Raw genomic sequence first — 22,036 nt, forward strand, 5'->3', positions numbered from 1 at the left:
TCGGCTTGTGTAAAGTTGCATTGGCATTTGTCAATTTCCCATCTAAGGTTATGTTGACCGTTTTTGCCCGGGAATCGGGACAACCGCCTACGATGAAAAATTATGGAAAACCAGAATCAACCGTCTGAACGCGATCAGCAGGATCCGCAAAACACCTCGAATACCCATCAAGATAACAACGAACCAGAACGTAAACGACCCGGAAAGAAGCCGCTGATTTTTCTCGCCATTGTGGTGGTGATCATGATCGTGGTGGGATTATGGTTCTGGCTCACCACGCGCAATATTGAAAGCACTGATGATGCCTTTACCGAAGGCAATGCGGTGACTATCGCGCCGAAAGCGGCCGGTTACGTGGTCAAGCTGCTGGTGCGCGATAACCAGCGTGTGAAACAGGGCGATTTGCTGGTGGAGATCGATGCGCGCGACAGTGAAGCACAGCGCGATCAGGCCAAAGCTCAGCTTGGTCTGGCACAGGCGCAGCTGCATCAGGCGCAGGCGCAGTTAGCCTTGTCTCGCGTGCAGTATCCGGCGCAGCGCGATCAAGCGCTCGCCGATCAGGCCAAAGCGCAGGCCAACTTGCTCAACGCTCAAGCCGATTATCGTCGCCAGCGCGGTGTTGATCCGCGAGCCACTTCACAGCGCAATATTGATACTGCCGCCGCACAGCTGCGTTCGGCTGAAGCGCAACTGCAAAGCGCTAAAGCGCAGGTTGAAGTGGCTTCTCAGGTGAAGCTGCAAATCCGCCAGCAGGAAACCAATGTTGAAGCGCGTGAGCAACAAGTTGAGCAGGCGCAGGCGCAGCTCAACACCGCCGAATTGAATCTCTCTTATACCCAGGTTCGCGCGCCATACGATGGCTTCGTCACCAAGCGTAACGTGCACCTCGGCACGCTGGTGCAGGCTGGCAGCGCGCTGTTCTCGCTAGTTTCGCCTGAAATCTGGATTAACGCCAACTTCAAAGAGTCGCAGCTGGCGCGCATGAAGCCGGGCGACAAAGTGGAAATCAGTGTCGATGCCTGGCCGGATATGAAGCTGGAAGGGCATGTGGATAGCGTGCAGATGGGATCCGGTTCGCGCTTCTCCACCTTCCCGGCGGAAAACGCCACCGGCAACTACGTGAAAATCGTGCAGCGAGTGCCAGTGAAAATCGTCATCGATAAAGGATTGGATCCTAACCATCCGCTGCCGCTGGGCTTGTCGGTTGAGCCGAAGGTCACAGTGGAATGAGTGCGAGCGAAAGCTGGCGTCCGGCCAGCAATCCGTGGCTGGTCGCTATTACGGTGACGCTGGCGGTGTTTATGGAGATCCTCGATACCACCATCGTCAACGTCGCGTTGCCGCACATTGCCGGCTCGCTCTCCTCCAGCTACGACGAATCGACCTGGGTTCTGACTTCTTATCTGGTCGCCAACGGCATCGTGTTGCCGATCTCGGCGTTCTTCAGCCGCCTGTTTGGCCGTAAGCAGTTCTTCCTGATCTGCATCGTGATGTTCACCATCTGCTCCTTCCTGTGCGGCATCGCCACGGAACTGTGGCAGATCATTCTGTTCCGCGTGCTGCAGGGCTTTTTTGGCGGCGGATTGCAGCCGGTGCAGCAATCGGTACTGCTTGATTACTTCAAAGCGGAAGATCGCGGCAAAGCTTTTGGCCTGTCGTCGATTGCGATTATCGTCGCGCCGGTGATTGGTCCGACGCTCGGCGGCTGGATCACCGACAACTACAGCTGGCGCTGGGTGTTCTTCATTAATATTCCGGTTGGCATTTTGACGGTGATGGCGATTTATCAGTTGCTGGAAGATCCGCCGTGGGAACGCAAGTGGGATAAAGGCCGCCTGAAGATCGATTACATCGGCATCAGCCTGATCACGCTGGGTCTCGGCTGTTTGCAGGTGTTCCTCGATCGTGGCGAAGATGAAGATTGGTTTGCCTCGCACTTTATCCGCCTGTTCGCCATGCTGGCGGTGATCGGCATTATCGGCGCCATTTATTGGCTGCTGTATGCCCGCAAACCGGTGGTTGATCTCACCGTAATGAAAGATCGCAACTTCTGGGTGGCGGGCTTGTTGATGGCGGGCATGGCGATGATTCTTTACGGCAGTTCGGTGGTGCTTCCCCAGCTGGCGCAACAGGATCTTGGCTACACTGCAACCTGGTCGGGGCTGGTGCTATCGCCCGGCGCGATATTGATTGTGCTGACGATACCCATCGTGCTGAAGCTGATGCCGATCGTGCAAACGCGCTACATCATTGCGTTCGGCTTCACCTGCCTTGCCAGCGCCTTCTTCTATTCCACCACGTTAACGCCTAACGTCGATTTCACCACGCTGGTGATGATGCGCAGCGCGCAGTCGATCGGCCTTGGCTTCCTGTTTGTGCCGCTGACTACTATTGCGTTCATCACCGTGCCGCAGCGATTAAACGCCGATGCCTCAGCATTGTTCACCATGTTCCGTAACGTTGCGGGCTCGATCGGCATTTCGCTGTCGACGGCGGGGATTACCGAACGCATGCAGACGCGTTCGGCCAGCATGGTGCACAACATGTCGCCGCTCAACGAGCCTTACAATCTCACGCTGCAACACTGGGCTGAATCGATCCGCAATTTCACCACCGCCGTGGGCGATCCGCTGGTGCTGGCGACCGGGCAGCTCTATCAGGAGATGATCGCCCAGGCACGTATTCTGGCGTACATCGACGTATTTATGGGCCTCAGTATTGTGGCGCTGCTATTGATTCCATTCTGTTGGTTGCTTTCGCCAATTAAGAGCGAAGGCGGTGCAGGAGCACATTAAAATGAAAATGATTTCGCGATCTCAGCCGTCACTGACGTTGCTGGCGCTGTCACTGTTGCTGGCCGGATGCGCGGTAGGACCGGATTACCAGCCACCGCAGGCGCACACGCCGGGCGGCTACCATGATTTGCCTTCACAGCAAGCGTCTAAGCCGCTGGCGGCGGCGACCAATCCGCTGTGGTGGAAAAGCTTTAACGATCGGCAGCTTGATAGCCTGATTGAGCGCGCCATTGCTGGCAACTTAACGCTGCAACAATCGGTACTGCGTATTGCCGGTGCGCGTGAGCAGCTGGCGCAGGCGCGCGGTGGCTTATTCCCGTCGCTTAACGGCTCGGCAAAGGTCACGCGTCAGCAGCTGGGTTTGAAAGGCTTGCTGAAATCCAACGGCGTTTATGATCAGGTTGATAGCGATGTCGCCAGCCAGCTCAACGGTTTAGATCATTCCGTTACTCTTTATCAGGGCAGCTTTGACGCCAGCTGGGAGCTGGATCTGTGGGGCAAAGTACGCCGCCAGATGGAAGTCGCGGATGCGCAGCAGCAGGCGGCTATCGAGCAGCGCAACGATGCGCTGGTCTCGCTGGAAGCTGAAGTAGCGCGTGCCTACCTGCAACTGCGCGGTTCGCAGGCGGTGCTGGCGACCTTGCAGCAGCAGATTGAGGTGGCCCAGCAAACCTGGGAACTGACCAAAAGCCAGCAGCAAAACGGTTTAGCGCCCACCACCGATGTGGAAAACGCCCGCGCGCAGTTGGCCTCACTGAATGCGCAGCTGCCGCAATATCAGGCGCAGCAGCAGCAGGCGATGAACGGTTTGGCGGTGCTGCTGGGTAAAACGCCGGGCGCGCTGGATAATGAACTGATGAACATCAAACCACTGCCCGATTTGCCTAAACTGGTGCCGGTGGGCATTCCGTCCACGCTGGCGCGGCGACGTCCGGATATTCGTCAGGCCGAAGCGACCTTGCATGCGGAAACCGCGAACATTGGCGTTTCGGTTGCCGACCTTTTCCCCAGCTTATCGCTCACCGGGCAACTGGGCGTGCGAAATACCGATGCCAGCTATCTGGATGATTGGAGCAGCCACTTCTTCAGTGTTGGACCATCGCTATCGATTCCTATATTTCAGGGCGGTCGTTTAGTCTCCAGCGTAAAACTGGCGCGCGCGCAGCAAGCCAGTGCAGCGCTTGATTATCGGCAAACGGTATTAACCGCGCTACAGGATGTGGAGAACGCGCTGGTCAGTTATCGCGCCGATCAGCAGCAGGTTATTGCACTGGATGAAACCACCGGCGCACTGCAACGTGCATTTGATTTAGCCAGCGACAGTTATCGTCAGGGTATTTCTACTTTCCTCGATGTATTAGATGCACAGCGACAACTGGCGCAAGCTAAAGCGCAATCGACGCAGGCGCGCATGCAAAGTGCGCTCGATTTAGTGGCGTTATATAAAGCGCTGGGCGGTGGTTGGGAACCTTATCAAAATGTCAATCTGCCAGACTATTCAGTGTTTGGTCCCGCGACGGAAGTGCATTAATTTCCCTTAGTAGCCGGTTAACCACCGGCTTTTTTATCGGCACGATAAGAAAAAATGAGATACTTCTCTCATCCTCAGCAATATATTACTCCACAATGAAAATAGGTTTTTCGTTACACCATTAATCCTTGCTTACCTTTATGCTCACTAATGCTGCAGCACGCAATAGCGCCTAAATGGTTGTTTATTACCTGAGAATATCGAACTGAAATCGATTCCAGTTCCTCCATAAGGAACAACCTTGAGTTGTTAATTCAGGGTTAATTAAAGCAACCTTACCCGTTTTAAAGCTCAATGTAAGAATTAGGTAAGCAAGTTCAGATAAATCCGGACAATAAAATTAATTTATTTTTTTATTTGAATTAGGTAATCTTGCCACTACAGTTTATTTAACCCCCTTAAGCAAGGACATTGTGATGAGTGACGCATTTAAAGTTCTGAACAACATTCGCACATTACGTGCGCAGGCTCGTGAACTGCCATTGACCGATCTGGAAGAAATTCTGGAAAAATTAACTGTTGTTGTGACTGAACGTCGTGACGAAGTAAACGCAGAAGAAGCGCAGAACCGCGAAAAAGAAGAGAAGCTGTCTAAATATCGCGAAATGCTGCTGGCTGACGGTATTGACCCGAACGAATTACTGGGTGCTCTGGAAGTTGGTAAAAAACGCGCTAAGCGTGCACCACGTCCAGCAAAATATTCTTACACCGATGAAAACGGTGAAGTAAAATCATGGACCGGCCAAGGCCGTACCCCAGCTGCGATTAAAAAAGCGCTGGATTCAGGTAAAAGCCTCGATACTTTCCTGATCAAATAATCCGCACAATCCTTGTAAGTGGGAGCCGAAGGCCAACGCCTTCGGCTTTTTTATTTATTTTTTTGTATTAGCTCAAGACGTTCAGCCGATTACCCTCTCTGCTTCTGGCGCAGAGGTGGCGTACGGGTGCCCGCTTCTGGCATAATGCCCGCTGTTTTTTCCTCCACTGCGTAACAAAGGTCAATGCCGTGTTAGTTTCCAGCAATATCACCATGCAGTTCGGCAGTAAGCCGCTGTTCGAAAATATCTCCGTTAAATTTGGCGGCGGTAATCGTTACGGTTTAATCGGTGCGAACGGCAGCGGTAAATCTACCTTTATGAAAATACTGGGCGGCGACCTGGTGCCGACGGGTGGAAATGTTTCCCTCGACCCCAATGAGCGTATCGGTAAGTTACGTCAGGACCAATTTGCCTTTGAGCAATATAGTGTGCTGGACACCGTGATCATGGGCCACAATGAATTGTGGGCAGTGAAGCAAGAGCGTGACCGTATATATGCTTTGCCGGAAATGAGCGAAGAGGAAGGCTATAAAGTCGCCGATCTCGAAGTCGAATACGGCGAGATGGACGGTTACAGTTCGGAATCACGCGCCGGTGAATTATTACTGGGCGTTGGCATTCCGGTGGAGCAGCACTACGGTCCGATGAGCGAAATTGCGCCGGGCTGGAAATTGCGTGTGCTTTTAGCGCAGGCATTATTTGCTAATCCGGATATTTTGTTGCTCGATGAACCGACCAACAACCTGGATATCGATACCATTCGTTGGTTGGAGCAAGTGCTCAACGAACGTAACAGCACCATGATCATCATTTCGCATGACCGTCACTTCCTGAATATGGTGTGTACGCATATGGCGGATCTGGATTACGGCGAACTGCGCGTTTATCCAGGTAATTATGACGAATATATGACCGCGGCTACTCAATCACGCGAACGTTTATTATCGGATAACGCCAAGAAGAAAGCGCAAATTGCCGATCTGCAATCGTTCGTTAGCCGTTTTAGCGCCAATGCCTCTAAATCACGTCAGGCGACTTCGCGTGCCAAGCAGATTGATAAAATTAAGCTGGAAGAAGTTAAAGCATCCAGCCGTCAAAACCCGTTTATCCGTTTTGACCAGGATAAGAAACTGTTCCGTAATGCGCTGGAAGTTGAAGCGCTGACCAAAGGTTTTGATAACGGTCCGCTGTTTAATAAACTCAACCTGATGTTAGAAGTCGGCGAGAAATTGGCGATCCTCGGTGCCAACGGTATCGGTAAAACCACGCTGCTGAAAACGCTGATCGGTGAACATACGCCGGATAGCGGCACGGTGAAATGGTCCGAGAATGCGCGCATTGGTTATTACGGCCAGGATCACGCAGAAGACTTTGCTGAAGACCTGACGGTATTCGACTGGATGAGCCAGTGGAAGCAGGAAGGCGATGACGAACAAGCGGTGCGCAGTATTCTTGGCCGCCTGCTGTTTGGTCATGACGAGATCAACAAGCCAGCCAAAGTGCTGTCGGGTGGTGAGAAGGGCCGCATGCTGTTTGGCAAGCTGATGATGCAGAAGCCGAACATCCTGATCATGGATGAGCCGACTAACCACCTTGATATGGAATCGATCGAGTCGCTCAACATGGCGCTGGAGATGTACGAAGGTACCCTGATTTTCGTCTCGCACGACCGTGAGTTTGTCAGCTCGCTGGCTACCCGCGTGATGGAGATGAAAGCCGATCGTATTATCGATTTCACCGGTAACTATGAAGATTACCTGCGCAGCCAGGGGATTGTTTAACCAGGTCGCCATAGCAGCCAAGGTATTATTTAACCAGGTCGCCATAAATGGCGACCCTACATGTAGGGTGCGCATTCATGCGCACCTGGTTTAAACAGCCGCACTAAAGTTTGAAGGAAGATGGGTTTCGCCCGAAGAGCAAAGCGTCGCGCGCAGGGAGCGCGCGCCGATTCACATGGATGTGAGATTTCTTTGCGATCGGGCGAATCCCATCTGACCCGGCACAAATCCCCAGCCAAGCCTGCTATCCCACAATCTGCCCAATATTCACATACTGCGTTTCCAGATATTCGTCCAACCCAACATCCGCGCCTTCACGTCCCAAACCTGACGCCTTCACGCCGCCAAACGGTGCCACTTCGGTGGAAATAATCCCTTCGTTCACGCCCACCATGCCGCTCTCCAGCTGTGGCGTGACGCGCAGCGCGCGCGCTAAATCACGCGTCCACAGATAAGCTGCCAATCCATATGGCGTGGCGTTAGCGCGGGCGATCACCTCATCTTCAGTGGTGAAGCGGAAGCAGGCGGCTACCGGGCCGAACGTTTCCTCATGCGCCAGCAGCATCTGCTCATTGGCATCGGCGAGCACCGTAGCCTGATAGAAACTGCCACCCAGGGCATGGCGCTCACCGCCGCACAGCAAACGTGCGCCACGCTGCACCGCATCCTTAACATGGGTTTCGACTTTCTCCATGGCGCGCCGATGGATCAGCGGTCCTTGCTGTGCGCCAGGCGTCAAACCCGGCGCCACTTTAAGTGCCCGCGCCGCATCGGCCAGTTTATTGACGAAACGATCGTAAACGCCGTCCTGCACGTAAAAGCGATTCACACAAATACAGGTTTGCCCGCTGTTGCGGAATTTTGCCGCCATTGCGCTCTCTACCGCTGCATCAATATCCGCATCGTCAAACACGATAAAGGGCGCGTTGCCGCCTAATTCCAGCGATAACTTTTTCACCGAGCTGGCGGCATCGCGCATCAACAATTTTCCCACTGCCGTTGAGCCGGTGAAGGAGATTTTGCGCACGCGATCGTCGTGCGTCAGCGTATGACCAATCTCCACGGTGGCACCGCTGACGGCATTCAGCACGCCCGCAGGCACGCCGGCTTGCTCCGCCAGCACCAGCAAGGCAAAAGCCGACAGCGGCGTTTCATTGGCGGGTTTGACGATGGCGGTACAACCCGCCGCCAGCGCAGGGCCAAGTTTGCGCGTCAACATTGCCAGCGGAAAATTCCACGGCGTGATGGCGGCGACCACACCAACCGGCTGTTTCAGCGTCAGGATCAGATTGCCCGCTTTGGTGGACGGAATGGTTTTGCCGTTGGCGCGCTTGCCCTCTTCCGCGAACCATTCAATAAAGCTGGCGGCGTACAGCACTTCGCCACGCGCTTCGGCCAGCACTTTGCCCTGTTCCTGTACCACCAATTGCGCCAGCGCTTCCTGATTCTCAATAATTAATTGATACCAGCGCTGCAAAACCACCGCGCGCGCTTTGGCGGTCAGAGCGCGCCAGGCGGGCAGGGCAGCAGTGGCCGCCGCAATCGCCCGCGTGGTTTCGGCTTCACCCACGTGAGCAACGTGCGCCACCACGCTATCATCGGCCGGATTATTCACCTCATAGGTGTGTTCACTCTCCAGCCATTGTCCATCGCAGTACCAGCCGGTGCGTAGCAGTGAAGTTGTCATGCAATATTCCTCGCAGGTTGAATCTGATCGGCAAAAACCGTGCGTGCCGCGCGGCTGTGGCGGGTAATGCGTTTACCGGCGGTGTAATCGTTAATCACATCGCATGGCGTGTAATTGCGTTCCAGCTCGAAACGCTCTTCGCTATCCAGCGGTGTATCCAATGCGGCGATCGCGCTATCCAGTTGCGCTACGCTGTCGGCCCCGACCAGCATCGCATCCACGCCTGGATGGGACAGCACCCAGGCTTGCGCGATTTGTGCGCTGGAAAGTCCTCGCGCCGCTGCCACGCGGCCCACCGATTCGGCGATCTGCAATGAGGCTTCATCGCCATACATTTCGCGGGTAAAGAAGTCGGTTTGATTGCGCACCGACTGCACATCGCCACTCAGCAAACCGCGCGCTAACGGACTGAACACCGAGACGCCCAAACCCTGATCGCGGCAGAACGGCAGCATTTCACGCTCCTCTTCGCGATAGGCGCAGTTAAGCTGCAACTGCATGTTGATGGGCTTCACGAAGCCGTTGCGTTCGCAGCACCACAAAATCTTCGCCAGCTGCCAGCAATACATGGTGGACACGCCGACATAGCGCGCTTTGCCGCTGCGCACGATGCTGTTCATCGTTTCCCACGTCTCTTCGATCGGCGTATTCACATCGAAATAGTGCAGCATATACATATCGACATAATCGGTGCCGAGGCGGCGCAAGCTGCCGTCAATGCTGTCGAGGATGTGCTTACGCGAATGGCCCTGATTGTTGTGCCCGCCGCCAAGCGGATAACCGACTTTGGTAGTCAGCACCAGTTCGTCACGCTGTGCCACGCGCTTAAGCACGCGGCCTACCACCTCTTCACCGGCTCCGCTGGAGTAGAAATCAGCCAGATCGATAAAGTTAATGCCGTTTTCCAGCGCGTGACGAATGATCGGCTCGCTCTGCGCCTCATCAAAAATCCACGGTTTCCAGCTTTTGCTGCCCATGTTCATGGTGCCGAGACAAAGACGGGATACGCGTAAACCGCTGTGGCCGAGATTGATGTATTCCATGCTGCAACTCCTGTTACTTCGGGGTATAGAACGGATTGCCCAACTGCGATAGCGCCTGCTGCAACTGCTGACGGCCCGGTAATTTTTCCATTGCCGCCTCAATGGCCACCGTGCAGGCGCGATAGTTATTGGCGAACACCTCATCCACATCGGTACAGCCGGGATTCACCCAGTTGGCCGTGACGATGCACCACTCATCTTCGGCTTCGGCGGGCAGCGTACCTTTCAGCAGCGCCTCGGTGACCGCTTTGGCAATCGCCGCTTGCGAAGCGCCCCAGGTGGCGTTGCCGTGCAGTTCGCCATCAATTGCGGCTTTATTCACATACAAGGTCATAGGTTTGGCCGGCACATTGGGTTTAATCACCACCATAAAGGGACAGTGCCCTTGCGATGGCGTGGCCAGGCTGGTGGAGAACGCCTGTCCCACCACGCCGTCACGCGGTCCAATCATGATATTGATGTGCGAGGCATTTACGCCGTCGCCTGCAAAACCTTCACCGATATACATTTCCATCATTGCCTCCCGTTACAGCTGTTGCGTTGAAGTTGAAGCGTGCGGGCTGAGTGACTTGTCAGCCGGCGGTGTGTCTTGTGACGCGTCGGTTAGCGTCAATCCTTTGGTTTCTGGTGCCCAGGCAATGGAAACCAACGCGCCCAGCACCAGAATCGCGGCCAGTAACGCCATGGTGCCGCCGATGCCGTAATTCACGATCGCCAGCGGCAGTAATAGCGTGCCGACCGCCGATCCAAGGCGGCTCATTGAGGTGGCAAAACCCACGCCGCGTGAGCGCACATCGGTTGGGAAACTTTCGGCGGGGAACACGCCCACCAGGTTGCTCACTGCCGACATCACTAAGGTGAAAGCCGCGAATAGCACAATCAGCCAGACGCCCGCGCTGTTGTGCAGCAGACTCAGCAGTAGTAAGCAGGCGGCGAGGAAGATGAACGAGCCAATCAGGAAGCCGCGGCGTGAACACATGGCGGTAAGCACAATGCCCAACACCGCACCGACCAATAACAGGCCGCTCAACAGCAAATCGGTGGCGAAGCCCTGATCCAAACCCATCTGACGCAGAATCGCCGGCAGGAAGGTGTAAATGGCGAAGTAGGGGATCACCAGACAGACAAAGAACAAGCAGTTAAAGGCGGTGCGACGACGATAGCGTGGGCTGAACAGCGCGCTCAGGCCGCCATCGGGTGCTTGCTGGCGCTCTTCCGGCAAGGTCACATTCGGGCCAAACAGACGCGCGACAATCGCCAGCGCTTCTTCCCTTCGCCCACGACGCAGCAGCCAGCGCGGGGATTCCGGCGTGCCGATGCGCAGCAGCAGAATCGCCAGCGCCGGTAACGCCGAAGAGGCGAGCAACCAGCGCCAGCCGTCGGCATGCGCGTTGAGCGCCAGATGTCCGGCAAAACTCGCCGCCACGTAGCCAACCGTCCACAACACGCTAAAGGCGCCAAGTAGCACACCGCGATGCTTACGCGGCGCAAACTCCGCCAGAATGGTGTGACCGACTGCGAAGTCGCCGCCGAGGCCGAAGCCAATTAGCACGCGTAGCAGGAACAGCTGCTCAGCCGACTGCGCAAAAAACTGCATGCCGGAGGCGAGGGTGATGAGAATAAAGCTGAAGCAGAAGATCTTCTGACGGCCAACGGAGTCGGCGATCCAGCCAAGAATCAAGCTGCCAAGGAACAGGCCGATTAAGGCGGAGCTGCCGATCATGCCCTGCCAGAACGGCGACAGGTTCATCTGCGGCGTCATTTGCGTCAGCGCGAAGCCAACAGAACCGAGGATATAGCCGTCGGTAAGGTGCGCGCCGAAGGTCAAACCGGTGATTTTGAGGTGAAAGCGATTTAAGGGTACGTCATCCATCAGAGTGGTTTGCTTCATATTCCTTCCTTCTGGTTGGAGAGATGATTGTTATTTTATTGTTATCTGGATGCGAAATTACTGTGACACTTGAACCGGGCGCAGGCGAGTGCGAAAAACTCATACCCCTATTCCGCAATTTCCTGTGATTGCTCTCATAAAATTGGCGTTTGATTCTCCCTGGCTGAAAGGGCTGTGGTTACATTGGCGCAACATTTCACCCATGTCTGCCGGAGGCAGAGATGAGAAAGTTACCTTCTCTCAATATGTTGCGGCTGTTCGAAGAGACCTGTCGCACCCTGAGCTTTAGCAAAGCCGCCGATGCGCTGTTCATGACGCAGAGCGCCGCCAGTCGTCAGATGCGTCAGCTGGAAACCTTCCTCGGCAAAGATCTGTTCGTGCGTAGCCATAGCGGTTTACTGCTTACCCCGGAAGCGATCCAACTGCTGCCGGTGGTGCGGCAGTCGCTGGATTTGCTGGAAGAGGGCGTGCGCGGCGTGCAACAACACAATCCGCGCCAGCACCTGCGTTTGCAGGTTGCGCCTACTTTTGCCACGCGCTGGTTAGCGCCACGGCTGGTCACGCTGCGTCAACAGCATCGCCATCTGCAAATCATGCTGATCAGTGAAGCGCGCCAGAAATACAGCGACTTTGACTGCGCTATCCGCTTTGGATCGCAGGAGGAGGCGCAGGCGGCGGGCGGCGAAGGGGAATGGCTGTGCCATGAAACCTTGGTGCTGGTTGCCAGTCCGCTGCTGATGCTGGATGGGGCCTGGCCAGATATCAATTTGATGCCGCAGTTGCACATTCTCAATGGCGACAGCCGGCTGGATAACTGGGCGCGCTGGTGTCAGGCTTGCGGTGAAGCCCCGGCGCTGGAAGATAACGGGCTGGCCTTCAGTACTCAGGATCAGGTGATCAACGCCTGCGTGACCGGTGCGGGTTATGCGGTGCTGGATCGTGCGATGGTGCGTAATGAACTGAACAATGGTGTGCTGGTGCAGGTATCGCCACAGATGCTCGCCAGCGCAAACGGTTATTGGCTGGAAGTGCCGGGCGGCAAACAGACGCTGCCGCGCGTGACCGTATTTCGCGATTGGCTGTTGACGGAGATGCAGCGTTTTAACGCTGCCGCGCCGATTGCCACGATGACGCTTTAATGGAAAAGGTGGTGTGCAGTGGATTTAGTTGAGTTGTTAAAGAACGCGCCGGTGGTAGCGGCGGTGAAAGATGCGCAAAGTCTGCAACAGGCGCTGGATTCACCTTGTCAGGTGGTGTCGGTGCTCTACGGCAACATTTGCAACATCGGGCGTATCGTTGGGCAGATCAAACAGGCCGGGAAAATGGCCTTCGTCCATGTCGATCTGCTGGAAGGCAGCTCGCGTCAGGAAGTGGTGATTCAGTTTCTGAAAATCGTCACCCAGGCGGATGGCATCATCAGCACCAAACCGGCGATGCTGAAAGCCGCGCGCCAGCACGGTTTCTGGGCGATTCACCGGCTCTTCGTGCTTGACTCCATCTCCTTCAACAACATTGAGAAGCAAGTAGCGCAGTCAGCGCCGGATATTGTTGAAATCCTGCCGGGCTGTATGCCGAAAGTGCTGGGCTGGATCACCGAACGCATCAGCCAGCCGATCATTGCCGGCGGGCTGGTGTGCGATGAAGAGGATGCGCGTCTGGCGCTGGCATCCGGCGCACTGGCGGTGTCCACGACCAATGCGAGCGTGTGGCCATTGGCTGCCGCTATTCCGTAGGGTGCGCATTTATGCGCACCGGTTTTATTCAAGGTTGCTTAACCGTTGTAACAGCGGATCCAGCACCGCATGCAACTGCTGATAAACCTGCTGGTTGAGCTGCTGATAGTGCGCGTGATGTGCGGCGTTGGGCATGAAGGTCTCGCCCGGCTGCACCAGCGCTGCCACCGCATCGGCGTAATGTTGCCACACGCCAACCGCTATGCCCGCGCTGATGGCACAGCCGATCGCCGCTGAACTGCGCATGGCATTACGTCGTGCTGGCACGCCAAAGATGTCGGCAAACAGTTGCATAAACAGATCGCTATTGGCACCGCCACCCGAAATCACCAGCTGCGCCAGCGGGCGCTCCAGCGCCTGCATCATCGGATCCAGATGATTCTTCATCGTGAACACGATGCCCTCTAGCAGCGAGCGGAACAGGTGCGCGCGCGTATGGCGGCCATCGAATCCGATGATTGCCCCTTTGCGCCAAGGTGCGTGCGCCGGTGCCGCCCAATCGTGCAGTGTGATCAACCCGTCGCTGCCCGCTGGCACGCGGCTGGCTTCGGCACTTAGCAAGCTCTCAATGTCGATGCCGCGATCCTGCGCATCCTGGACAGCGGCCGCGCCAAACTGATCGCGGAACCAGCTGATGGTCCACATCCCGCGCCGTACGCCCATGCATTCGTAGAGAAAACGCTGCGGCAGCGCGGCCTGAAATGGCCAGAAGTGATCGCTACTGCGCGGAGTTTCTTCGCCGTGCACCATCGCACCGATATACGTGCCGAGCGAGATCAGCGCTTCATCATCGGCTAACGCACCCGCGCCCAATGCTTCCACCGCTTTATCGTGCGCGGTAGCCACAATCGGCAATCCTTGCGGCAGGCCGCTGGCTTTGGCGGCAGCAGACGTTACCTGACCGAGTACGTCGCCCGGCCGCACCACATCAAACAGCTGTTCGCGGCGCAGATTGCAGGCTGGCATCTGCGCGTTATCCCAATCCTGATGCACATCATCCATCGGCCAGCAGCCAATATAGTTGGCGCTGGTATCACGCGTTTCCCCGGTAAGACGATGGGTGATATAGCCGGATGTGGTGGTGATCCAGCGCACGTCACCATAAGCCGTTTCGTGCTGATAAGGCTGATTAAGACGCACATCCATCCAGTTGATCACTGGCCATGCCAGTTCACCGTCAGCGCGCATCAGCACACGGCAGCAGCGGATCACGCACAACCCGGCGGCCAGCAGCTGATGCGGTTGCCCGCCCAACTGGTGAAAACGCAGCATTGCCGCGCGGCAGGCTTGTTGCACCGATGTCCAGAGATCGTCGTCAGGATGTTCAGCACGGATTGGCTGCGGAATAGCCAGCGCGCGCAGCGGTTGCTGAGCACTGCACAGCACCTTGCCATCCGTTTGGAAGATCACCACTTTGGCACTTTGCGTGCCCACATCGATGCCCATCAAATAGCCAGACATATCAGACTCCTTTTGCCAGCGCTGTCGCAGCCGCGACGCGCTTGATTTGTCCCATTAATAACGCGGTAAACACCAGCACCACCACGCTGGCCGTGGCGCCCATCATCCACATATTGCGATAGGCGAGGGCGGGCGGCAGCGTATCCTGCCAGTGGCCGATAATTGGGTAGACGAAAACATCCGGCAGAAAACCGATCACCGAGCAGATGCCGATGGTGGTGCCCAGAATTTGTTTTGGCGTATTCACTTCGCCGATGCAGGCAAAGTAGAGCCCGCGCGAGGCGTAGCAGGTAAAGGCCATCAACAGAATCAGGCCAATCGCCAGCACTAAACTCACCGGCTGCCGTGTGACCAGCCACAGCAGAATCAGCGTGGTGAAACTCACCAATGCAAACACCTGAATCACGCGCGTTGGCGAACGCCAGCGGCTGTAGCTGGTGAGCATGCCGCCCATTGGACCACAAATGGCGCGAAACACTTTGTTGATGATGATGCCCATATAGCTGGCGGCGACCAGGGACATGCCGTAAATCTCGGAGAGATAGTTGGTGGAGTAGCTGAGAATGGCGTAAAGCGTATAGACGCCGAAGATGATCATGCTGCAATACCATGTGGTGGGCATTTTCAGCACGCGCAGCGCATGCTGCAGGCTAAAGGCAGATTGTGCCTCGTCGCCGCTCTGGGCAAAGCCATCGCTGACCAGAAACCAGCAGGCGATCCCCAGCGCAATATAGGTGCCGCTGTAAATCAGGATCACCGCTTTAAGACTGTTGGGATCGTCCGGATGAAAGCGTGAAAACACCCACACGGTAAACAGCGCCAGGCCCATCACGCCGACACCGCGCAGGCCTTCCATCCAGCCCATGATTTTGCCTTGCTCCTCACGTGTGCCGAGCAGCGATGCCGCTTTGATCGATACGGCCCACAGCAGCAAAATGGTGGTGATGGCGAAGGCAACCTGAATCAGCAACATTGCCCACAGCGGCGGATAAGTCGCCATAATCATGCCCAATAAGCCGGTGGCGATCATCGCGCCGGACATCACTTTGCGGTGCGAGAATTTGTCAGAAATGATGCCGCCCGGCGCGTAAAGTAAAATCGCTGTAATACCGAAGGTGCTCATAATGACACCAATTTCGGTATTGGAAAAACCCATAAATTTCGCCATGGGAATTTGATAGATATAGCGTAAATAGGCGAGATCGAAACTAATGCCCCCGCTGATGCTTATTACCGCCAGGGTTAGCCAGCGCGTGGTATTTTTAGCGTGCATCTCAAATCCCCAAAATTAGAAACAAAAAAAGAGAAAAGCATCCTCTCCGCAATTGCGGAAAGTTACTTTTCTCTTCGTCTCAGACAGTAACGGACGCCATTTTTAACATGCAGCCAGGAGTTTGCGTTGTGAAGGGAATCACAAAAGCCAGTTTCACTGTGCTCTCAGTTTTATCCTATTTAATTTGTGCGCAGTAAATTATATGGCGTGATTAGTGCATACTTTTTTTGCAATAACTTTTGTGATTACGATCGCTTTTTATTTTTAATTCTCCATGCTAGCGTAATTGGCAGTTACTCGAGATTAGGAGAAAAGTAACTTCTTCGCTTCATCGCGAAGGAGCTTGCTTTTCTCCTTTTTTATTGCCCGTTATTTAGCCAGGAGGTGAAATCATGACGACGGAAGCGCTGGAGAGTTTTTCTCTCGACTTCTTTGGGTTGCATGGCAAAAGCGCCATTGTCACCGGCGGCAACAGCGGTCTCGGCCAGGCCTTTGCCGTGGCGTTAGCCAAAGCGGGTGCCAACGTGTTTATTCCGGATCTGGCACCTGCCAATGCCGAAACGCGCCAACTGATTGAAAGTTGTGGCGTTCGGGCGGAGTTCATGCAAGCCGATATCACGCAGGCGGGTGAACCGGCACGCATTATTGCCGAATGTCTGGAACGCTTTGGTCGGCTGGATATTCTGGTGAATAACGCCGGGATCTGTAAGTTAAATTCGGTGCTGGAATTTGATCGCCAGGATTGGGATCCAATGATTCAGGTGAATCTCACCGCAGCATTTGAAATGAGTCATCAGGCGGCAAAAATAATGGTGCTGCAAAAGTCGGGCAAGATAATTAATATTTGCTCGCTCTTCTCCTGGCTAGGAGGACAAGGATCGCCCGCCTATGCCGCCACAAAACATGCGATTGCCGGTTTAACCAAAGCGTATTGTGACGAGTTAGGTCAACACAATATTCAGGTCAACGGTATTGCGCCGGGTTATTACGCGACGCCGATTACGTTAAATACCCGCAGCAATCCTGAAACCAATCAACGCGTACTGGATCATATTCCCGCTAATCGCTGGGGAAATACGCAGGATTTAATGGGCGCGATGGTCTATTTAGCCAGCCGCGCATCAGATTATGTTAACGGTCATTTGTTAGTCGTCGATGGCGGCTACCGCGTTCGCTAAAAATTGAGGAATGAATTATGACGCTCTCACGCGAAGCTATTGTTGAACAATTAAAAGAGATCGCCGGTCCGCAGCAGGTGATTACCGATGAAGCAGAATTAAAGCGCAGCAGCCACGATCGGTTCCGTAAATATGCCGATATTCACGGCGTGTACACCATGCCTATTCCGGCAGCGGTGGTGAAGTTACAAAATACCCAACAGGTTTCCGAAGTGCTGGCCTTTATGAATCGCCACCAGATTAACGGCGTGCCGCGTACCGGCGCATCGGCCACCGAAGGCGGGCTGGAAACCGCAGCGCCGAATTCGGTGGTGCTGGATGGTTCTGGCATGAATAAGGTCATTAAGATCGATATCGAAAACATGCAGGTCACCGCGCAGTGTGGCGTAACGCTGGAAGTGCTGGAAAATCAGCTGCGCGCCCAGGGTTACACCACCGGCCATTCACCGCAGTCGAAGCCGTTAGCGCAGATGGGCGGCTTGGTCGCCACGCGCAGTATCGGCCAGTTCTCCACGCTGTATGGCGCCATCGAAGATATGGTAGTGGGACTGGAAGCGGTGTTCCCGAACGGTGACATCACCCGCATCAAAAACGTTCCGCGTCGTGCGGCCGGTCCGGATATTCGCCATGTGATTATCGGTAACGAAGGTGCGCTCTGTTACATCACCGAAGTCACGGTGAAAATGTTTAAATATCAGCCAGAAAATAACCGTTTTTATGGCTATCTGCTTGATTCGATGAAAACCGGCTTCGCCATCCTGCGTGAAGTGATGGTTGATGGTTATCGCCCGTCGATTGCGCGTCTCTACGATCCTGAGGATGCTAATCAGCACTTCAGTCACTTCTCGAAAGGCAAATGCGTACTGATTTTCATGGCGGAAGGGACGCGCGGGATCAGCGAAGCCACCGGGAAAGGCATTGAGGCGATTGTGGCGCAGCACCGCGAGTGTCAGCCGGTTGACAGCAAACTGATCCAAAACTGGTTCGAAAACCTTAATTGGGGACCGGAGAAAGTGCAGGCCGAGCGCGACTTTATTATGCGCACCGGCAACATGGGCTTCACCACCGAAGTGTCGGGCGACTGGTCAACCATTAATGCCATCTACGAAAACGTGCTGAAGCGCATTCGCAACGAATTTCCGCATGCGCAAGACATCACCATGCTCGGCGGACACTCGTCGCACAGCTACATCAACGGCACCAATATGTATTTCGTCTATGACTACAACGTGGTGGATTGCCGCCCGGAAGAGGAGATGGCGAAATACCATGTGCCGCTTAACGGCATGATTGTGGAAGAGACGCTGAAGCTGGGCGGTTCGATGGTGCATCACCACGGCATTGGGAAGCATCGTGTGCAGTGGGCGAAACAGGAGCACGGCAGCGCCTGGCCGATTTTACAGGCGCTGAAGACCGCGTTTGATCCGCATGGGATTATGAATAAAGGCACCATTTTCCCGCAAGAGTAGTGCTGCTCGTTACCAGGTCGCCATGAATGGCGACCCTACGGGGCGCGCAGGGATGCGCGCGTTATTTACCACACACTTCGCAATGCGCGTCTTGTGCCACCTTCATGCTGCGGAATTCCGCGCTCATCGCATCGTACATCAGTAAGCGCGCGCTAGCGGGTTGACCGAAAGTCGTTAGCACTTTTAAGGTTTCCATCGCTTGCATCGCGCCAACCACGCCAACCAGCGGTGCCATCACGCCCGCTTCGACGCAACTTAACACCTGATCGCCAAACAAACGGCTGATGCAGCGATAACACGGCTCGCCGGGCTGCCAGGTGAAGACGCTGAGCTGGCCTTCCATGCGAATCGCTGCGCCGGAGATCAGCGGCACCTTGTGCTGAAAACAGAGGCGATTGATCTGCTCGCGGGTATCGACGTTATCGGTGCAATCCACCACCGCGTCGTGCCTTGCAATCAACGCGCTGAGCTGCGCATCGTCCAGCTTTGCATCAATTGGCTCCAGCTGACAATGCGGATTAATTGCGGCTAACTGCTGCTGCGCCGAGGCGACTTTTGCCATGCCAATCTTCGCATCGCTGTGCAGGATCTGACGCTGCAGATTGCTCAGGCTAACGGTATCGAAATCGAGCAAGGTGAGATGTCCCACGCCCGCCGATGCCAGATAGGGCGCTGCTGCACAGCCGAGTCCGCCGAGGCCGACCACCAACACGCGTGATGCCTTCAGTTTCTCCTGGCCATCAAAATCAAAACCGCGCAGTACGATCTGGCGGTTATAGCGCAGCATCTCTTCATCGCTCAACTCAACGCTCATTAGCCCTCCAGCAGCGTGTTAAAGGCTTCGATCTCCACCCATTCGCCGGGTTCGACATCGCCACGATCGCGCTCGAGCACCACAAAGCAGTTGGCAAGCGCAAACGAGCTGAACACATGCGAACCTTGCGCACCGGTGCTGCGCACTTCCAGCACGCCATCATCACCGCGACTAACAATCGCACGCTGGAAGTCGAGACGACCCGGGGATTTCTTCAAGCGCTGGGTAGCGCGTGCGCGTTGGCGCAGCGGCATGATGCGTGTGGTTTGGCCGGTTAAGGTGGCCAGCAGCGGCTGGACTAATTGATAGAAAGTTACTGCCGCAGAAACCGGATTGCCCGGTAAACCGCAGAACCAGCTGTTTGCCAGACGCCCAAAGGCAAAAGGTTTACCCGGCTTAATCGCCAGTTTCCAGAAGGTGATAGCGCCAAGCTCTTCCAGCATCGCACGGGTGAAGTCGGCCTCGCCAACCGACACGCCGCCGGTGCTGATCACCACATCGGCCTGACGATCGGCTTCGGTAAAGGCGGTACGCAGCGCCGCCTGATCGTCGGCAATGACGCCGAGATCAATCACTTCGCAGCCGAGCTTGTTGAGCATTAACGCCACGGTAAAGCGGTTGGTGTCGTAAATCTGGCCTTCCGCCAGCGGCTGGCCGACCGCTTGCAGTTCATCTCCGGTGGAGAAAATGGCCACACGCAGTTTGCGCAGCACGCTCACTTCAGCAATGCCCAGCGACGCCAGCAGCGGCAGCTCGGCCGCGCCGAGACGCACACCGGCGTCCAGCACCTGTTTGCCCGCCTGAATGTCTTCGCCGATGCGACGAATGTTCTGCGCGGCCTGCACCGGCGCGGTAATCACAATGCCGCCGTCGCGCTGCTCCGTTTGCTCCTGCATCACCACGGCATCACAACCGGCCGGGATTGGCGCGCCGGTCATAATGCGAATCACGCTGCCTGCTGGCCATTCGCCATTATACGGCGCACCGGCAAACGCTTTACCGGCCACCGGTAACACGCGGTCAGGCGCGATATCAGCCAGACGCAGCGCGTAACCGTCCATCGCCGAGTTATCAAACGAGGGCACATCGAGCGGCGAAAGAATCGGCTTCGCGGTGATACGTCCGGCGGCTTCAAACAGCGAAACGCTGAGCGAATCGCTGATCGGCGTCAGCTGTTGCAGCATCTTTTGCTGCGCGTCTTCGAGGGAGATTAATCCTGCGGTAAAAGGTTCCATGTCCATCTCTGCCTGGTTAATTTCAGATGCGGTCTATTATGGGTAATGCGTGGCCGTTAAGCGAGAGTTGGTGGTCAGGAAGGGGTATTTCACGTTACGGCTTATTGAATTTTCGGTCACCATAAATGGCGACCCTACAATATTGCGCGTGTATTTGTAGGGTCGCCATTTATGGCGACCGGAAAAAATCACTCACAACCAAAAAAGCATAATCCACAATAAAAGGTTATGACCGCGCAGGCAGTTTCTGCTTTACAAGATGAGGGTGCCTTTCTATAGTCGAAAATTGCCAAAAAAAGATGAAAACCATTCTAAATCAGTGTTTTTGGTTCTGATTCCTTCACAGGGTACCGGTTATGGCTAAAGCAGTTATCGCAATTCACGGCGGTGCGGGCGCGATTACGCGTGCGGCAATGAGCGCCGAAAAAGAGCAGCACTATCGTCAGCAACTCAGCGCAATCGTTACCGCCGGCCAGCAAATTCTCGCCGCCGGCGGCAGTGCGCTGGATGCCGTTACCGAGGCCGTGCGCCTGCTGGAAGAGTGTCCGCTGTTTAACGCAGGCAAGGGCGCGGTATTCACTCATCAGGGCACGCATGAACTCGATGCCAGCATTATGGATGGCCGCACGCTGGACGTCGGCGCGGTCGCGGGCGTCAGCCACATCCGCAATCCGATTCTGGCGGCGCGTAAAGTGCTGGAAAACAGTCCGCACGTGCTGTTTATCGGTGCGGGCGCAGAAGCCTTTGCCGCCGAGCAAGGCTTAGCGCCGGTCGAGGCAGATTTCTTCTCCACGCCGGAACGCTGGGAACAGCTGCAGCGCGCGCTGCACAGCCAGCAAATGGTGCTGGATCACGACGGTGAAGCAAACAGTCACAGCAACGATCCGCTGGACCCGGATCGCAAATTCGGCACCGTCGGTGCGGTGGCGCTCGATCTTCAGGGTAATCTGGCGGCCGCCACCTCAACCGGCGGCATGACCAACAAACAGGCCGGTCGCGTGGGCGATTCGCCGTTGGTCGGTGCGGGCTGCTACGCCAGCAACGACACAGTGGCGGTCTCTTGTACCGGCACCGGCGAAGTGTTTATCCGTACGCTCGCCGCCTATGACGTAGCGGCGCAGATGCATTACGCCGGACGCTCGCTGCAACAGGCCACCGCCAACGTCATTCATGACAAAGTGCAGGAGCTGGAGGGCAGCGGCGGGCTGATTGCCATTGACGCCGCAGGTAATGTGGCGCTGCCGTTTAACAGCGAAGGTATGTATCGCGGATTCGCCTATGTAGATGGCGACGTTGAGGTAGCGATTTACCGCGACAGCTAAGGAGC

18 protein-coding genes are annotated in these 22,036 nt (G+C 55.6%); 10 read left to right on the forward strand and 8 right to left on the reverse strand.

The window, feature by feature from the left end; all coding sequences use genetic code 11:
* Positions 1-102: 102 nt before the first annotated feature.
* The 5 genes from VIJ98_RS06330 (at position 103) to VIJ98_RS06350 (ending at position 6,925) form a co-directional block, all read left to right on the forward strand.
* Entirely contained in the window at positions 103-1,230 is a 1,128-nt protein-coding gene (locus VIJ98_RS06330; RefSeq protein ID WP_061717217.1) for an HlyD family secretion protein, read from the forward strand.
* Positions 1,227-2,795 (forward strand): DHA2 family efflux MFS transporter permease subunit, encoded by a 1,569-nt coding sequence (locus VIJ98_RS06335; protein ID WP_323272819.1) that lies wholly within the window; start codon positions 1,227-1,229, stop codon positions 2,793-2,795. The genes VIJ98_RS06330 and VIJ98_RS06335 overlap by 4 nt, the downstream gene beginning before the upstream one ends.
* Before the next feature lies 1 nt (position 2,796).
* Entirely contained in the window at positions 2,797-4,326 is a 1,530-nt protein-coding gene (locus VIJ98_RS06340) for an efflux transporter outer membrane subunit (RefSeq protein ID WP_154192030.1), read from the forward strand.
* 416 nt (positions 4,327-4,742) lie between these two features.
* Positions 4,743-5,144: an H-NS family nucleoid-associated regulatory protein gene (locus VIJ98_RS06345; protein ID WP_008102525.1), complete on the forward strand. Its 402-nt coding sequence runs from the start codon at positions 4,743-4,745 to the stop codon at positions 5,142-5,144.
* Between the two features lie 188 nt (positions 5,145-5,332).
* Positions 5,333-6,925 (forward strand): ABC-F family ATPase, encoded by a 1,593-nt coding sequence (locus tag VIJ98_RS06350; RefSeq protein ID WP_179451434.1) that lies wholly within the window; start codon positions 5,333-5,335, stop codon positions 6,923-6,925.
* 244 nt (positions 6,926-7,169) lie between these two features.
* Here VIJ98_RS06350 and VIJ98_RS06355 read toward each other — a convergent pair whose 3' ends face one another.
* From VIJ98_RS06355 to VIJ98_RS06370, 4 genes are read right to left on the reverse strand one after another with little or no spacing between them, the layout of a single operon-like run.
* Positions 7,170-8,612, reverse strand: coding sequence for an NAD-dependent succinate-semialdehyde dehydrogenase (locus tag VIJ98_RS06355; RefSeq protein WP_323272825.1), 1,443 nt, complete (start codon positions 8,610-8,612; stop codon positions 7,170-7,172).
* On the reverse strand, positions 8,609-9,655 hold the full coding sequence (locus VIJ98_RS06360) for an aldo/keto reductase (RefSeq protein ID WP_154153143.1): 1,047 nt from the start codon (positions 9,653-9,655) through the stop codon (positions 8,609-8,611). The genes VIJ98_RS06355 and VIJ98_RS06360 overlap by 4 nt, the downstream gene beginning before the upstream one ends.
* A gap of 13 nt (positions 9,656-9,668) precedes the next feature.
* Positions 9,669-10,169, reverse strand: a complete 501-nt coding sequence (fae, locus tag VIJ98_RS06365; RefSeq protein WP_008102519.1) for a formaldehyde-activating enzyme — start codon at positions 10,167-10,169, stop codon at positions 9,669-9,671.
* Between the two features lie 12 nt (positions 10,170-10,181).
* Positions 10,182-11,546 carry an MFS transporter gene (locus VIJ98_RS06370; protein ID WP_258144832.1) on the reverse strand — a complete coding sequence of 455 codons (1,365 nt, stop codon included), beginning with the start codon at positions 11,544-11,546 and terminating at the stop codon, positions 10,182-10,184.
* A 221-nt stretch (positions 11,547-11,767) separates the two neighbouring features.
* Here VIJ98_RS06370 and VIJ98_RS06375 point away from each other — a divergent pair, with 221 nt between their 5' ends.
* Together VIJ98_RS06375 and VIJ98_RS06380 are read left to right on the forward strand one after the other, a co-directional pair.
* The gene (locus VIJ98_RS06375; protein WP_323272830.1) at positions 11,768-12,685 is read left to right on the forward strand and encodes a LysR substrate-binding domain-containing protein; all 918 of its coding nucleotides are present in this window, start codon (positions 11,768-11,770) and stop codon (positions 12,683-12,685) included.
* 18 nt (positions 12,686-12,703) lie between these two features.
* On the forward strand, positions 12,704-13,279 hold the full coding sequence (locus tag VIJ98_RS06380) for a glycerol-3-phosphate responsive antiterminator (RefSeq protein WP_323272832.1): 576 nt from the start codon (positions 12,704-12,706) through the stop codon (positions 13,277-13,279).
* A 24-nt stretch (positions 13,280-13,303) separates the two neighbouring features.
* On the opposite strand, the gene VIJ98_RS06385 is transcribed toward VIJ98_RS06380, so the two are convergent.
* Positions 13,304-14,740 (reverse strand): FGGY-family carbohydrate kinase, encoded by a 1,437-nt coding sequence (locus tag VIJ98_RS06385; protein ID WP_323272834.1) that lies wholly within the window; start codon positions 14,738-14,740, stop codon positions 13,304-13,306.
* A gap of 1 nt (position 14,741) precedes the next feature.
* The gene (locus VIJ98_RS06390; RefSeq protein WP_323272836.1) at positions 14,742-16,013 is read right to left on the reverse strand and encodes an MFS transporter; all 1,272 of its coding nucleotides are present in this window, start codon (positions 16,011-16,013) and stop codon (positions 14,742-14,744) included.
* A 392-nt stretch (positions 16,014-16,405) separates the two neighbouring features.
* On the opposite strand from VIJ98_RS06390, the gene VIJ98_RS06395 reads away from it, so the two are divergent.
* Together VIJ98_RS06395 and VIJ98_RS06400 are read left to right on the forward strand one after the other, a co-directional pair.
* Complete coding sequence (locus VIJ98_RS06395; protein WP_323272838.1) at positions 16,406-17,191, forward strand: SDR family oxidoreductase; 786 nt, start codon at positions 16,406-16,408, stop codon at positions 17,189-17,191.
* A 17-nt stretch (positions 17,192-17,208) separates the two neighbouring features.
* Entirely contained in the window at positions 17,209-18,660 is a 1,452-nt protein-coding gene (locus tag VIJ98_RS06400; protein ID WP_154153126.1) for an FAD-binding oxidoreductase, read from the forward strand.
* Between the two features lie 61 nt (positions 18,661-18,721).
* On the opposite strand, the gene moeB is transcribed toward VIJ98_RS06400, so the two are convergent.
* Entirely contained in the window at positions 18,722-19,474 is a 753-nt protein-coding gene (gene moeB / locus VIJ98_RS06405) for a molybdopterin-synthase adenylyltransferase MoeB (protein WP_323272841.1), read from the reverse strand.
* Positions 19,474-20,709 carry a molybdopterin molybdotransferase MoeA gene (gene moeA / locus VIJ98_RS06410; protein WP_323275746.1) on the reverse strand — a complete coding sequence of 412 codons (1,236 nt, stop codon included), beginning with the start codon at positions 20,707-20,709 and terminating at the stop codon, positions 19,474-19,476. The genes moeB and moeA overlap by 1 nt, the downstream gene beginning before the upstream one ends.
* Before the next feature lie 356 nt (positions 20,710-21,065).
* Between moeA and VIJ98_RS06415 the strand changes: the two genes are divergently transcribed.
* The gene (locus VIJ98_RS06415; RefSeq protein ID WP_154153117.1) at positions 21,066-22,031 is read left to right on the forward strand and encodes an isoaspartyl peptidase/L-asparaginase family protein; all 966 of its coding nucleotides are present in this window, start codon (positions 21,066-21,068) and stop codon (positions 22,029-22,031) included.
* Positions 22,032-22,036 lie beyond the last annotated feature (5 nt).

This window comes from Pantoea sp. S18 (assembly GCF_045689705.1).
In the GTDB taxonomy this organism is placed as follows: domain Bacteria; phylum Pseudomonadota; class Gammaproteobacteria; order Enterobacterales; family Enterobacteriaceae; genus Pantoea; species Pantoea symbiotica.

Coding starts and splice junctions, on each gene's coding strand:
- VIJ98_RS06415 (WP_154153117.1), top strand. CDS start 21,066: ATGGCTAAAGCAGTTATCGCAATTCACGGCGGTGCGGGCGCGATTACG.
- VIJ98_RS06385 (WP_323272834.1), bottom strand. CDS start 14,740: ATGTCTGGCTATTTGATGGGCATCGATGTGGGCACGCAAAGTGCCAAA.
- VIJ98_RS06345 (WP_008102525.1), top strand. CDS start 4,743: ATGAGTGACGCATTTAAAGTTCTGAACAACATTCGCACATTACGTGCG.
- fae (WP_008102519.1), bottom strand. CDS start 10,169: ATGGAAATGTATATCGGTGAAGGTTTTGCAGGCGACGGCGTAAATGCC.
- VIJ98_RS06375 (WP_323272830.1), top strand. CDS start 11,768: ATGAGAAAGTTACCTTCTCTCAATATGTTGCGGCTGTTCGAAGAGACC.
- VIJ98_RS06330 (WP_061717217.1), top strand. CDS start 103: ATGGAAAACCAGAATCAACCGTCTGAACGCGATCAGCAGGATCCGCAA.
- VIJ98_RS06360 (WP_154153143.1), bottom strand. CDS start 9,655: ATGGAATACATCAATCTCGGCCACAGCGGTTTACGCGTATCCCGTCTT.
- VIJ98_RS06395 (WP_323272838.1), top strand. CDS start 16,406: ATGACGACGGAAGCGCTGGAGAGTTTTTCTCTCGACTTCTTTGGGTTG.
- VIJ98_RS06390 (WP_323272836.1), bottom strand. CDS start 16,013: ATGCACGCTAAAAATACCACGCGCTGGCTAACCCTGGCGGTAATAAGC.
- moeB (WP_323272841.1), bottom strand. CDS start 19,474: ATGAGCGTTGAGTTGAGCGATGAAGAGATGCTGCGCTATAACCGCCAG.
- moeA (WP_323275746.1), bottom strand. CDS start 20,709: ATGGAACCTTTTACCGCAGGATTAATCTCCCTCGAAGACGCGCAGCAA.
- VIJ98_RS06335 (WP_323272819.1), top strand. CDS start 1,227: ATGAGTGCGAGCGAAAGCTGGCGTCCGGCCAGCAATCCGTGGCTGGTC.
- VIJ98_RS06355 (WP_323272825.1), bottom strand. CDS start 8,612: ATGACAACTTCACTGCTACGCACCGGCTGGTACTGCGATGGACAATGG.
- VIJ98_RS06340 (WP_154192030.1), top strand. CDS start 2,797: ATGAAAATGATTTCGCGATCTCAGCCGTCACTGACGTTGCTGGCGCTG.
- VIJ98_RS06370 (WP_258144832.1), bottom strand. CDS start 11,546: ATGAAGCAAACCACTCTGATGGATGACGTACCCTTAAATCGCTTTCAC.
- VIJ98_RS06400 (WP_154153126.1), top strand. CDS start 17,209: ATGACGCTCTCACGCGAAGCTATTGTTGAACAATTAAAAGAGATCGCC.